Annotated in this window: 10 protein-coding genes; 3 read left to right on the forward strand and 7 right to left on the reverse strand. The window is 63.0% G+C overall.

Annotated features, from left to right (window positions below; all coding sequences use genetic code 11):
* Positions 1 to 31: 31 nt before the first annotated feature.
* From folE2 to B0G80_RS36785, 4 genes are all read right to left on the reverse strand, one after another.
* Positions 32 to 838 (reverse strand): GTP cyclohydrolase FolE2, encoded by an 807-nt coding sequence (gene folE2 / locus B0G80_RS36770; RefSeq protein WP_106282664.1) that lies wholly within the window; start codon positions 836 to 838, stop codon positions 32 to 34.
* Positions 839 to 1,093: 255 nt separating this feature from the next.
* Entirely contained in the window at positions 1,094 to 3,001 is a 1,908-nt protein-coding gene (dxs, locus tag B0G80_RS36775) for a 1-deoxy-D-xylulose-5-phosphate synthase (RefSeq protein WP_116122609.1), read from the reverse strand.
* A gap of 85 nt (positions 3,002 to 3,086) precedes the next feature.
* Complete coding sequence (locus tag B0G80_RS36780) at positions 3,087 to 3,968, reverse strand: polyprenyl synthetase family protein (protein WP_116122610.1); 882 nt, start codon at positions 3,966 to 3,968, stop codon at positions 3,087 to 3,089.
* Complete coding sequence (locus tag B0G80_RS36785; protein WP_106282661.1) at positions 3,965 to 4,273, reverse strand: exodeoxyribonuclease VII small subunit; 309 nt, start codon at positions 4,271 to 4,273, stop codon at positions 3,965 to 3,967. The genes B0G80_RS36780 and B0G80_RS36785 overlap by 4 nt, the downstream gene beginning before the upstream one ends.
* Before the next feature lie 286 nt (positions 4,274 to 4,559).
* Here B0G80_RS36785 and B0G80_RS36790 point away from each other — a divergent pair, with 286 nt between their 5' ends.
* Positions 4,560 to 5,666, forward strand: coding sequence for an aromatic ring-hydroxylating dioxygenase subunit alpha (locus B0G80_RS36790; RefSeq protein WP_106282660.1), 1,107 nt, complete (start codon positions 4,560 to 4,562; stop codon positions 5,664 to 5,666).
* A gap of 309 nt (positions 5,667 to 5,975) precedes the next feature.
* The gene (locus tag B0G80_RS36795; RefSeq protein ID WP_116122611.1) at positions 5,976 to 6,845 is read left to right on the forward strand and encodes a sulfurtransferase; all 870 of its coding nucleotides are present in this window, start codon (positions 5,976 to 5,978) and stop codon (positions 6,843 to 6,845) included.
* Between the two features lie 109 nt (positions 6,846 to 6,954).
* On the opposite strand, the gene B0G80_RS36800 is transcribed toward B0G80_RS36795, so the two are convergent.
* From B0G80_RS36800 to polA, 3 genes are all read right to left on the reverse strand, one after another.
* Positions 6,955 to 7,782: a dienelactone hydrolase family protein gene (locus B0G80_RS36800; protein WP_116122612.1), complete on the reverse strand. Its 828-nt coding sequence runs from the start codon at positions 7,780 to 7,782 to the stop codon at positions 6,955 to 6,957.
* A gap of 93 nt (positions 7,783 to 7,875) precedes the next feature.
* Entirely contained in the window at positions 7,876 to 9,225 is a 1,350-nt protein-coding gene (locus B0G80_RS36805; protein ID WP_116122613.1) for an NAD(P)/FAD-dependent oxidoreductase, read from the reverse strand.
* Between the two features lie 164 nt (positions 9,226 to 9,389).
* The gene (gene polA / locus B0G80_RS36810; RefSeq protein ID WP_116122614.1) at positions 9,390 to 12,131 is read right to left on the reverse strand and encodes a DNA polymerase I; all 2,742 of its coding nucleotides are present in this window, start codon (positions 12,129 to 12,131) and stop codon (positions 9,390 to 9,392) included.
* A 1-nt stretch (position 12,132) separates the two neighbouring features.
* Here polA and B0G80_RS36815 point away from each other — a divergent pair, with 1 nt between their 5' ends.
* Positions 12,133 to 12,876, forward strand: a complete 744-nt coding sequence (locus B0G80_RS36815; RefSeq protein WP_106282655.1) for a TIGR00730 family Rossman fold protein — start codon at positions 12,133 to 12,135, stop codon at positions 12,874 to 12,876.
* The last annotated feature ends 36 nt before the right edge of the window (positions 12,877 to 12,912 follow it).

The following is a 12,912-nucleotide window of genomic DNA, read 5'->3' on the forward strand; positions in this document are numbered from 1 at the left end:
GGCTTTTTTCATGCATCGGCAAACGCGCGTATCAAGCAACGCGCTTATCCCGTTCGATCACCGCGTACGCGCTGTGATTATGAATCGACTCGAAGTTCTCGGCTTCCAGCACATAGGCGACGATCCGCTCGTCCGCGTTCAAACGCTGCGCGACATCGCGCACGAGGTCTTCGACGAACTTAGGATTTTCATAAGCGCGCTCGGTCACGAACTTCTCGTCCGGGCGCTTGAGCAAGCCCCACAGTTCGCATGAGGCTTCTTCTTCGGCGATACGGATCAGTTCTTCCACGGCCACATCGCCCGCCAGTTCGGCGTTGATCGTGACGTGCGAGCGCTGGTTATGCGCGCCGTACTGCGAGATCTTCTTTGAACACGGGCACAGGCTCGTCACCGGCACCAGCACCTGCAGGAACAGGCGCGTCGCACCGTTGCGCGTCTCACCCGTGAGCGTGACTTCGTAGTCGAGCAGGCTTTGCACGCCCGACACCGGCGCGGTCTTGTTCACGAAATACGGGAACGACACCTCGATGCGGCCAGCCTCGGCCTCGAGCTTTTCGAGCATCGCGGCGAGCATGGTGCGGAACGTGGCTGGCTCCAGCGGCGCCTTGTTCTCTTCGAGCAACGCGACGAAACGCGACATGTGCGTGCCCTTCTGGTCAGCCGGCAGATGCACGTCGAGATTCCACGTGCCGACCGTCGGTTGCACCTCGCCGCCTTGCGTGCGCACCGTCAGCGGATGGCGCACGGCCTTCACGCCGACCCGTTGAATCGGGATCTGACGGGTGTCGGGCGTGCTTTGCACGTCGGGCATCACAAAGGCGGGATTCATCTGATTCATTTTCTTGTCCTTTCAGGAAACGCCGAACCGCCCCGAGTCTTCGCCCCGAAGAAGTCCCCGTTGGGGACTCCCCTCGCGAGGGCCGGCGCGAAGCGACAGGTTCGGCGGCTTCCAGCGGCCGCGCGGATCAAGGCGCGCAACGGCGAACGCCGGCCCCTGCCGGCGTTGGATGATGGGCCCGAAGGCCCACCGATTCAAGTTGGAGATTGCTTATGGCCGCCATGGCGCGGCGGCCGCACCGCGAGCGACGACGCTTTACGCGACGCGCTTCACCGACGACTGGCCGCCGACCGCGCCGCTCGACAGGAAGCGCCTGCGGATCGACCTGGTGATACCCGCGGCGTCGAGACCACACGCGGCGAGCAGCTTGGCCGGGTCCCCATGATCGATGAACCGATCGGGAAGGCCTAATTGTAGTACGGGTCGCATAACCCCACTTTCAAGCAGGGCTTCGACGCAAGCAGAGCCCGCGCCGCCCATCACGCAGCCTTCTTCGACGGTCACGATAGCGTCGTGCGTTTCGGCCAGCTGACGGACCAGCGCGGCGTCCAGCGGCTTCACGAAGCGCATATTCGCGACGGTCGCGTCCAGTTGCTCGGCGGCTGCCAGCGACGGCGCCACCATCGTGCCGAACGCCAGAATCGCAATGCGCTTGCCGGCCGGCTGCGACGTTTCGCGACGAATCTCGCCCTTGCCGAGCGGCAGCGCCGCCATCTGCTTGACAGTGGCGACGCCCGTGCCGGCGCCGCGCGGATAGCGCACCGCCGTCGGGTTCGGCTGCTGCAACGCCGTGTACAGCATCTGGCGGCATTCGTTTTCGTCCGACGCGGCCATCACCGTCATGTTCGGGATGCAGCGCAGGAACGCCAGGTCGTAAGCGCCCGCGTGCGTGGCGCCGTCCGCGCCGACCAGACCCGCGCGGTCGATGGCGAACACCACCGGCAGGTTCTGCAGCGCGACGTCGTGAATCAGTTGGTCGTAAGCGCGTTGCAGGAAGGTCGAGTAGATCGCGACCACCGGCTTCATGCCTTCCGCGGCCAGACCGCCGGCGAACGTCACCGCGTGTTGCTCGGCGATGCCGACGTCGAAGTAACGATCCGGGAAGCGCTTCTCGAACTCCACCATGCCCGAGCCTTCGCGCATGGCGGGCGTGATGCCGACCACGCGCGCGTCCAACTCGGCAGCGTCGCACAGCCATTCGCCGAACACCTGCGTGTACGTCTTCTTCGACGGCGTGGTGGCCGGCTTGATGCCTTCAGCCGGATTGAACTTGCCCGGCCCGTGGTACAACACCGGATCGGCTTCGGCCAGCTTGTAGCCTTGGCCCTTCTTCGTCACGACGTGCAGGAATTGCGGACCGCGCAGTTCCTTGATGTTCTGCAGCGTCGGGATCAGCGAATCGAGGTCGTGTCCGTCGATCGGGCCGATGTAGTTAAAGCCGAACTCTTCGAACAGCGTGGCCGGCACGATCATGCCCTTGGCGTGCTCTTCGAGCTTGCGGGCGAGATCGAGCATGGGCGGCGCGACGCGCAGCACACGTTCGACACCGGCACGCGCGGCGGCGTAGAAACGGCCCGACATCAGGCGCGCCAGATGGCGATTCAGCGCGCCGACCGGCGGCGAAATCGACATGTCGTTGTCGTTCAGGATGACCAGCAGCGGCACGTCGTCTTCGACGCCGGCGTTGTTCATCGCCTCGAACGCCATGCCGGCCGTCATGGCGCCGTCGCCGATCACGGCGATGCCCGTACGGTTGTCGCCCTGCAGCTTGCTCGCGATCGCCATGCCGAGCGCGGCGGAGATCGACGTGCTGGAGTGCGCGGTGCCAAAGGTGTCGTATTCAGACTCGTCACGCTTCGGGAAGCCCGAGATGCCGCCCAGTTGACGCAGCGTGTGCATCTGGTCGCGGCGGCCCGTCAGAATTTTGTGCGGATAGGTTTGATGGCCGACGTCCCAGACGATCCGGTCGCGCGGCGTATCGAACACGTAGTGCAGAGCAATGGTCAACTCGACCGTGCCGAGGTTGGACGAAAGATGGCCGCCCGTCTGCGATACGCTGTCGAGCACGAAGGCACGCAACTCGTCGGCAAGCGGTTGCAGTTGGCGGCGATCGAGGCGGCGCAAGGCTGCCGGGTCGTCAATGGTTTTCAGCAAGTCGTACATCGTCGTTCCATTGTAGGAAAACTTACGCGCCCGCACTTCATACATGCGCCTCATAACGGAGACGCGCGGCGGCGGGCTTTCGCGTTCAGCTAACCCGGTTCACCACCAGGTCGGCCAATTCGGCAAGACGCTGCGCGCGTGCGCCGAACGGCGCCAGCGAGGCGTGAGCGTCGCTGCGCAACTGCGCCGCGAGCGCGCGCGATGCGTCGAGCCCAATAATCGACACGTAGGTCGGCTTGCCGTCCTTCGCGTCTTTACCTGCCGTTTTGCCGAGCGTCGCGGAATCGGTCGTGACGTCGAGAATATCGTCCACGACCTGAAACGCGAGACCGACAGCGGCCGAATACGCATCCAGCGAACGCATGGCGTCCGCGTCCGGCGTTTCGCCCGCCAGTGCGCCCATGCGCACCGCGGCGCGCAGCAACGCGCCGGTCTTCATGCGATGCATGGTTTCGAGTTGCGTGCGCGTCAGCGTGTGGCCGACGCTCGCCAGGTCGATGGCCTGCCCGCCGCACATGCCGATCGAACCGCTCGCCAGCGCCAGTTCACGCACCAGCGCGGCCTGCTGCGCGGGGGCGAGAACGTCCGACGTCAGCGAAACGAACGCTTGGGATTGCAACGCGTCGCCGACCAGCAATGCCGTTGCTTCGTCATATTTGACGTGTACGGTAGGCTTGCCGCGACGCAGCGCGTCGTCGTCCATGCACGGCATGTCGTCGTGGACGAGCGAGTACACGTGGATCATTTCCAGCGCCGCCGCGGCCGCGTCGAGGCACTCGGCGCGCGCGCCGGTCAGTTCGCCGGCCGCGTGGCACAGCAGCGGGCGAACCCGCTTGCCGCCGCCCAGCACGGCGTAGCGCATGGCTTCATGCAGCGTGGCGGGCGCGGTTGCCTCGGTGGGCAGGCAATGTTCTAGCGCCGTTTCGACGCGCTCCAGTACCGAGCGCATCCATTGTTCGAATGTCATAGGTCGTCCCCGCTTTCAGTAGCGGCTGTGCCTGCGGTATTCATGGGCAGCGGCTTGAGCGTCTCGCCGTCGAGCACGCGCACCTGCTGCTCGACCTTTTCGAGCTGCTGCTGGCAAAACGCCACGAGGGCAGCGCCGCGCCGGTAGGCGGTGAGCGACTCCTCGAGGCTGAGGTTGCCGCTTTCCATGCGTGCAACCAGCCCTTCCAACTCTGACTGGGCGGCCTCGTAATTCTCGGGCAGCGGCGTGGTGTCGACGCCTTCGGCTGGCGTGGCAGCAGTATCTTTCGACGCGGTCTTCGCCATGAATAGTCGCAAAATTAAAACAAGTCGGACATTCTACGGCAAAAGCGATATTTCCGAGCCGCCACCGCCCTACGCCTCGCCTTCCCACTGTGCGCCGTCCCAGCAGTCTCGCAGAAAAAAAACGATCGGTCTGCGGCGAAAACGTCGAACTTTCCTGAGAATTTTGACCCAAATCAGGCACTTAACGGCCCCAAAGAAGGGGAAACAGGTATAATTGCGGGCTCCCTAAATCGAAACCTTCGATGGTTGGGTTGTTCACTGCTTTCACGTCTTCACGGGAGTGGGAATGTCCAATCTGAGCAATGCATTGCAGTTGCGGTCTGTCCACAGCCAGCTGCCAGTCACGGCTTACTTTGACGAAGCGCTTTTAACGCGCGAAATCGAAACCCTTTTCAAGAAAGGTCCTCGTTACATCGGCCACGATCTCATGGTGCCCGAAGCGGGGAATTATTTTGCTTTGCCCAGCGAGAGCGAAGGGCGTGTGCTCGTCCGTAACCAGCAGTCGCAAGTCGAACTGCTGTCGAACGTGTGCCGCCACCGGCAAGCCATCATGCTCAACGGCCGCGGCCAGACGGAGAATATCGTCTGCCCCCTGCATCGCTGGACGTACGATCTGCATGGCGAACTCCTCGGTGCACCGCATTTCGCTGACAACCCCTGCCTGAATCTCGGCGCAACGTCGTTGCAGAACTGGCAAGGTCTGCTGTTCGAAGCGCAGGGACGTGACGTCGCGCGCGATCTGGCGCGGCTCGGCACGAAGGACCACTTCGATTTTTCGGGCTTCATGTTCGATCACGTCGAAGTGCACGAGTGCAACTACAACTGGAAGACCTTTATCGAGGTCTATCTGGAGGATTACCACGTCGCACCGTTCCATCCGGGCCTCGGCAGTTTCGTCAATTGCGACGATCTGACGTGGGAGTTCGGCGAGTGGTACAGCGTGCAGACGGTCGGCGTGCACAAGGATCTGGAGCAGCCGGGCAGCCCCACGTACCGCAAGTGGCACGACGAGGTGCTGCGCTTCCGTGGCGGGAACCCGCCAGAATTCGGCGCGATCTGGATGGTGTACTACCCGGGCATCATGATCGAGTGGTATCCGCACGTGCTGGTGGTGTCATGGCTGATTCCGCGCGGCCCGCAGAAAACTACGAACGTGGTGGAGTTCTATTACCCTGAGGAAATCGCGCTGTTCGAGCGCGAGTTCGTCGAAGCCGAGCGCGCCGCCTACATGGAAACGGCGCGCGAAGACGACGAGATCGCCGAACGCATGGACGCCGGCCGCCGCGCGCTGATGAATCGCGGCGAATCGCAGGTCGGCCCGTATCAGAGCCCGATGGAAGACGGCATGCAGCACTTCCACGAATTCTTGCGGCGTGAACTCGGTACGATCTGATCGGCTGAGTCAGCTCACCAGATTCTTCTGGCTGCAATAAGGCATGGAAAGACGGGCTTCGGTCCGTCTTTTTTGTTTAGACTAACGACATAAGCCGGCCATCCGTTGGTGGCAGAAAGTCGCCGCCAGCGGAGCCGCCATTGCCCGCATCGAGCTTTGCATGGGACCCAGGTAAACGCTAAAGCGCCAACTCGGGTCGACCGCTTTGCATGGGACCCAAGTAAGCACTGAAGCGCTAAGTCGGGTCGACCGCTTTGCATGGGACCCGACTAAGCGCTAAAGCTCTAACTCGGGTCGACAGGAGACGTCATGCCGCACACTCACTACACCACTCTGATTTCCGCGACCAATCTCGCGGAACGGCTTGCCGCCGCGCCGGGCAGCGTGTTCGTCATCGATTGCCGGTTCGATCTGGCCGACACGGAAGCGGGCGAAAAAGCCTATCTGGCCGGGCATCTGCCGGGCGCGCATTACCTGCATCTGGATCGCGACCTGTCGGGGCCGAAGAACGGTCACAACGGCCGCCATCCGTTGCCGGATCGCGCGCGGCTGGTGGAGACGCTGGAATCGCGCGGCCTGAAGCAAGGCCAGCAGGTCGTCGCGTATGACGCGCAAGGCGGCATGTACGCCGCCCGTGCGTGGTGGCTGCTGCGCTGGCTCGGTCACGACGCTGTCGCGCTGCTCGACGGCGGGCTCCAGGCATGGGAAGCCGGCGGTTATCCGCTGACGCAGGACGCACCGGCTCAAAACACGGGCGACTTCAAAGCAGGCGCTCCGCTGTCCGTCACGGTCGATGCGCAAACGGTCGAACGCAATCTGGGTTCGAAGGAACGCGTGGTGGTCGACGCGCGCGCGGCCGACCGTTATCGCGGCGAGAACGAGACACTGGACCGTGTCGGCGGCCACATTCCGGGCGCGCTCAATCGCTTCTTTAAAGACAACCTCACCGCCGACGGCCGCTTCAAACCGGCTCACACGTTGCGCGAGGAATACCACGCGCTGCTCGCCGACACGCCGCCGGAGCACGTGGTCCTGCAATGCGGCTCGGGCGTGACGGCATGCGTGAATGCCCTGGCGATGGAAGTCGCCGGCCTGCACGGCGCGGCGTTGTACGCGGGCTCGTGGAGCGAGTGGAGTTCGGATCCGAAGCGGCCCATTGCGACGGGCGCAAATCCTTGAGCGCCGCAGCGAACACCACAGCACGCCATTAGCAAAAGGCCGTTGCCGCCCGAAAGCCGCAACGGCCTTTTCTTATCGCAAGCGAGGAAGCGCGGGCCTGCTGGCCGCCTTAAATCGCAATCGCAGCCACCCCATGCTGTTTGAACCATGCCAGCGCACGGCGCCAGCCGTCTTCCGCGTCGGCCTTCCTGTAGCTCGGCCGGTAGTCCGCAAAAAACGCGTGACCCGCATCGTTATACACGACGAACTGCGAACCGCGTCCCACTTGCGGACCTTGCGCGATAGCCTGCTTCATCTGTTCGAGCGTTCCCTGCGGGATGCTCTGATCCTGCAATCCGTAAAGCCCCAGCACCGGCGCGCGAAGCTGCGCGACCTGATCGAGCGGATTCTCCGGCATCATCGCGTTTTTTGCGCCCGTTACTCGCCCATACCAGGCAACCCCCGCCTTCAGCCCCGGGTTATGTTCGGCGTACAACCACGCCATCCGCCCGCCCCAGCAGAACCCATTCACCCCCAGCCGGTTCAGATCGCCGCCATGCTCGCCAGCCCAAACGACGGTCGCGTCGAGGTCGCGCATCACCTGATCGTCCGGCACTTTGCTGACCAGCAGATTCGGCGCGATCGCGAGATAACCCTGTTTGGCGAAGCGCCGGCACACGTCGGCGATATGTTCGTGCACGCCGAAAATCTCGTGCACGACGATGATCACCGGTAAGTGCGTCTTGCCTTTCGGCTGCGCGCGATAGGCCGGCACCAGCGTGTCGCCGGAGCGCACCGCCACTTCGCCGGCTTCGAGGCCGTCGCTATCGGTATGGATGGTTTGCGCCGAGACCGGCAGCACGGCGGCGGCGAAGCCAGTGCCGAGCGCAGCCTTGATGAAGGTACGGCGGTCGAAGGGGACGTGCGGGACCAGGCTGTCGATGTCGGGTTGCAGCATGCGGCGCTCCTCGGTTGAACGTTGGAGGCAACAGGATACGCCTGACACGCATCCTGTTGCAGATGCAACGTTTCCGAGCGTCGACCCGGCGCCTCAGTGCAGCTTGACCCGCGGCAGCGTGGTACGGCGCAACCAGTGAGCAAACGTATCGAGCACCATTCGCGCGTAGCCGTGCAGCGCGGCGATGTGCAGCCGGTACAGCGACATGTACATGAAGCGGGCGAACAACCCTTCGATCAGCATATTGCCGCCGATCACCCCACCCATCAGATTCCCGACCGCGCTGAAATGCCCGAGTGACACCAGCGACCCAAAGTCTCGATAGGTGAACTCCGGCAGCGGCTTGTTTTCGAGCCGTGCCGTCAGCGCCTTCATCAGGAAGCTCGCCTGCTGGTGCGCCGCCTGCGCGCGCGGCGGCACGTTGCGCTCGTTGCCCGGCCACGGACAAGCGGCACAATCGCCGAGCGCGAAGACGTTGTCGTCGGATTCTGTTTGCAGCGTACGGCGCACGATAAGCTGACCGAGCCGGTTGACCGGCAAGCCGTCGAGCTCGCTCAAAATCGCCGGCGCCTTGATGCCGGCCGCCCACACCGTCAAGTCGGCGCGCACGGTTTTGCCGCTCGCGGTGCGGATCATGCCGGGCGCGACTTCGGCCACGGTCTCGCCGATCATCAACTTCACGCCGAGCTTGGTGAGCAGCTCGGCCGTGGCCGTCGAAACGCGCTCCTGCAAAGCCGGCAGAATGCGCGGCCCCGCTTCGATCAACACAATGCCGACATCATGCCGCGGATCGAGCTTGTGCAGACCGTAGGCGGATAGCACCTGCGCCGTGTTGCGCAATTCCGCCGACAGTTCCACGCCCGTCGCGCCGCCGCCGACAATCGCCACCTGAATGCGCGGCTCGCTGGGCGCGCCGGCGTCCGGCGCTGCTTCGACGGGTTCATGCACCTGATGCTCGGCGCGCATGCAGGCCGCGATCAGACGTTTGCGAAAACGCTCGGCCTGGCTAACGGTGTCGAGTGCGAGGGAAAATTCAGGCGCGCCTTTCACGCCGAAGAAGGCGGTCGTGCTGCCGATCGCGACGATCAGCGTGTCGTATTCGAGCTCGCGTTCGGGCAGCAGCTCGGCGCCGTCATCGTCGAGCACGGTGCCGAGCGTGAGGCGCTTGTTCGCGCGGTCCAGCCCGGTCAGGTCGCCTTGCTGAAATTCGAAGCCGTGCCAACGCGCTTGCGCCGCATACTCGAGCTCCTGGGTGAACGGGTCCATGCTGCCCGCCGCCACTTCATGCAGGAGCGGCTTCCAGATATGTGTGGGGTTGCGGTCGACGAGCGTGACCTGCGCCTGCACACCGCCCTTGTTCTTATGGGGTGCATAGCGATCGCCCAAACGCGTCGCCAGCTCCAATCCCCCCGCGCCTCCGCCAACGACGATAAAACGATGCATGGAACTCTCCGTATTTGCCGATGGGTTATGCGTCGTGCGGCGCACACGAGAATCACATGGGCGCCGTCTTTCAGCGATTGTCCGCGAGCAGCACGGGTTGTCACAAGCCATCAATACGCATGTGTGACATGCGCACGACGATATCGCGCCCCGTCACACGCACGTCAATGCGCTTCTTCCCAGTTCAGGCCGGCGCCCACTTCGGCGACCAGCGGCACCTTCAGGTCGGCGACACCGCACATCAACTCGGGCAGGCGCTTGCGAACATCGGACAATTCCGCGTCTGGTACTTCGAGAATCAATTCATCGTGCACCTGCATGATCATGCGCGTGCCGATGTTCGACGCTTCGAGCCAATTCTGCACCGCGATCATCGAGAGCTTGATCAGATCGGCGGCCGTGCCTTGCATGGGCGCGTTGATCGCGGCGCGCTCGGCCGCCTGACGGCGCGGACCATTGCCGCCGTTGATCTCCGGCAGCCACAGGCGGCGGCCGAACACTGTTTCGACATAACCCTTGGCCTTCGCGCTCACGCGCGTTTCGTCCATATACCGCGCCACGCCGGGATAACGCGCGAAATAGCGGTCGATATAGAGCTTGGCTGCGTCGCGCGTGATGCCGAGGTTCGCGGCGAGACCGAACGAACTCATGCCGTAGATCAGGCCAAAATTAATGACCTTGGCCACGCGGCGCTGATCGTTCGACACTTCGAGCGGCGTCACGCTGAAAATCTCCGCGGCCGTGGCGCGGTGAATGTCTTCGCCCTGCGAGAACGCGCGCAGCAGCGATTCGTCGCCGGAAATGTGCGCCATGATGCGCAATTCGATCTGCGAATAATCCGCCGAGACCAGCTTGTGTCCGGGCGGTGCGATAAACGCTTCGCGAATACGGCGGCCTTCGCCGGTGCGCACGGGAATGTTCTGCAGGTTCGGATCGTTCGACGCGAGGCGCCCCGTGACCGCCACGGCCTGCGCGTAGTTCGTATGCACGCGGCCCGTGGTGGCGTTGACCATGCGCGGCAGCTTGTCGGTGTAGGTCGACTTCAGCTTCGACAAGCCGCGGTGTTCGAGCAGAATCTTCGGCAGCGGATAGTCTTCGGCGAGCTTTTGCAGCACTTCTTCGTCGGTAGAGGGCGCGCCGCTCGGCGTCTTCTTGACCACCGGCAACTCCAGCTTCTCGAAGAAGATCTGCCCGATCTGCTTGGGCGAACCCAGGTTGAATTCGCCGCCGGCCAGCACATACGCTTCGCTTTCCAACTGGATCAGACGCGTGGCAATTTCGCTGCTTTGCTGGCGCAGTTTCTCCGCGTCGATCAGCACGCCGGTGCGCTCCATCTTGCGCAGCACACGCGAGGTCGGAAGTTCGATCGCGCGATACACGTACTCAAGAGTCTTCTCGGCAGTCACTTGCGGATACAGCGCCTGGTGCAGCCGCAAGGTGATGTCGGCGTCTTCCGCCGCGTATTCGGCGGCCTTGTCCAACGCGACTTCGTCGAAACCGATCTGCCCGGCGCCCTTGCCTGCGACCTCTTCGTACTTGATCGTTTTCACGCCGAGATGGCGCAGCGCGAGGCTGTCCATATCATGCGTGCGATGCGATTCGACCACGTACGATTGCAGCAGCGTATCGTGTTCGACACCGCGCATTTCAATGCCGTAGTTCGCCAGCACCTGCTCGTCGTACTTGAGATGCTGACCGACCTTCTTGTGCTCGGCGCTTTCGAGCCACGGCTTAAGCCTGGCGAGGGCTTCGTCGCGCGGCAATTGCACGGGCGCGTCCGGGCCGCGATGCGCGAGCGGCACATACGCCGCGCGGCCGGCTTCCACCGACAACGACAGCCCCACGATCTGAGCAGTCATGGGATCGAGCGAGGTGGTTTCGGTATCGAACGAGGTCAACTCGGCCGCGTTGATCTTCTCGAGCCACGCGTCGAATTGTTCCCACGTCTGCACGGTGTCGTAGTGCCGCTCGTGATCCACGGACAAAGCCGGCGGCACATCCGTTTCCGGGCCTTCCACGGCATCCGCGATTTCCACTTCGCGCAACCACGTCTTGAAGCCGTGGCGCGTGAACACCTCGCGCAGTTCCTCGCGCGATTCCGGCCGGCTTTGCAGGCTTTCCTCGATCGACACGATATGGTCGGTCATGTCGCAGTTGCGCTCGACGGTGACGAGTTTCCTCGCCATTGGCAGAAAATCGAGCGCTCTGCGCAGATTGTCTCCTACCGCACCTTTTATTTCGTCAGCATGTGCGACGATGCCATCTAGCGAATCGAATTGCGTCAGCCATTTGATCGCTGTTTTCGGCCCGCATTTCTCGACGCCGGGCACGTTGTCAACGGTATCGCCGATCAACGACAGGTAGTCGACAATGCGCTCCGGCGGCACGCCGAACTTGGCGAGCACGCCGGCGCGGTCGAGCGTTTCGTTAGTCATCGTATTGATGAGGGTGACATGATCCGACACAAGCTGCGCCAGATCCTTGTCACCCGTCGACACGATCACATTCATGCCACGCTTTTCCGCTTCCGTGCTGAGGGTGCCGATGACGTCGTCGGCCTCGACGCCGTCTATCATCAACAAGGGCCAGCCGAGCGCCCGCACGGCCACATGAATCGGCTCGATCTGACGCGACAGGTCGTCCGGCATCGACGGGCGGTTCGCCTTATAGTCCGGATACCAGTCGTCGCGAAACGTTTTGCCCTTGGCGTCGAACACGCACGCGCTATACTCTGCTGTGACTTCCTTGCGCATGCGCCGCAGCATGTTGATCATCCCGTAGAGCGCGCCCGTGGGATTACCGTCGGGGCTGCGCAGATCCGGCATCGCATGGTAGGCCCGGTACAGATAACTCGAACCGTCGACCAATAGCAGGGTCTTACCTTCAAGGCTTCGTTCTTCAGGCATTATGACTAAGAGAAAAGTGATTCCGAGTCTGCGATCACTCGCAGATCAAGAGCGCGCAACGGCCAAAAAGGCCCGCGCATCGTGGCAGATGTTCACGATTATGGCAGAGTTTATCGAGGCGACCGAGTACCTCTCGGAGATTCGTCCGGCTGTCAGCATCTATGGTTCAGCGCGCCTGAAACCGAACTCACCCTACTACAAACTGGCCACGCAAATCGCGCGCAAGCTCTCGGATGCCGGCTTCGCAGTGATCTCGGGCGGCGGCCCGGGCATCATGGAAGCGGCCAACAAGGGCGCGCATGCGGGCAAGGCGCCTTCGGTCGGTCTGAACATCGAATTGCCGCACGAGCAGTCGGGCAATCAGTGGCAAGACATCTCGTTGCGCTTCCGCCATTTCTTCACGCGCAAGGTCACGTTCGTGAAGAACTCGGACGCGGTGATCGTCATGCCCGGCGGCTTCGGCACGCTGGACGAACTCGCCGAAGTGCTCACGCTGATCCAGACCAAGAAGTCGCGCCATGTGCCGATCATCCTGGTGGGTGCCGAGTTCTGGGAAGGCCTGCTCGCGTGGTTCAAGAACTCGCTCACGCCCATGGGCCTGATCAATCCGACCGACATGGACCTCATGCAGGTCATCGACGATCCGGACCAGGTGCTCGAAGCGGTGCTGAAGTTCTATGAAGACCGCGAAGAAACCGAGCCGCAGCCGACCAAGTCGGACGAAGATCGGATGTTCTATCTGTGAGGCTGCGCGCTTCGCGCCATGGCGCGAAATGATGCA

Source organism: Paraburkholderia sp. BL6669N2 (assembly GCF_003387275.1).
Taxonomy (GTDB): Bacteria; Pseudomonadota; Gammaproteobacteria; order Burkholderiales; family Burkholderiaceae; genus Paraburkholderia.

Bases quoted from the DNA above. Each gene is read 5' to 3' on its own strand.
- B0G80_RS36800 (WP_116122612.1), bottom strand. From the start codon at position 7,782: ATGCTGCAACCCGACATCGACAGCCTGGTCCCGCACGTCCCCTTCGAC.
- polA (WP_116122614.1), bottom strand. From the start codon at position 12,131: ATGCCTGAAGAACGAAGCCTTGAAGGTAAGACCCTGCTATTGGTCGAC.
- dxs (WP_116122609.1), bottom strand. From the start codon at position 3,001: ATGTACGACTTGCTGAAAACCATTGACGACCCGGCAGCCTTGCGCCGC.
- folE2 (WP_106282664.1), bottom strand. From the start codon at position 838: ATGAATCAGATGAATCCCGCCTTTGTGATGCCCGACGTGCAAAGCACG.
- B0G80_RS36785 (WP_106282661.1), bottom strand. From the start codon at position 4,273: ATGGCGAAGACCGCGTCGAAAGATACTGCTGCCACGCCAGCCGAAGGC.
- B0G80_RS36795 (WP_116122611.1), top strand. From the start codon at position 5,976: ATGCCGCACACTCACTACACCACTCTGATTTCCGCGACCAATCTCGCG.
- B0G80_RS36815 (WP_106282655.1), top strand. From the start codon at position 12,133: ATGACTAAGAGAAAAGTGATTCCGAGTCTGCGATCACTCGCAGATCAA.
- B0G80_RS36790 (WP_106282660.1), top strand. From the start codon at position 4,560: ATGTCCAATCTGAGCAATGCATTGCAGTTGCGGTCTGTCCACAGCCAG.
- B0G80_RS36805 (WP_116122613.1), bottom strand. From the start codon at position 9,225: ATGCATCGTTTTATCGTCGTTGGCGGAGGCGCGGGGGGATTGGAGCTG.
- B0G80_RS36780 (WP_116122610.1), bottom strand. From the start codon at position 3,968: ATGACATTCGAACAATGGATGCGCTCGGTACTGGAGCGCGTCGAAACG.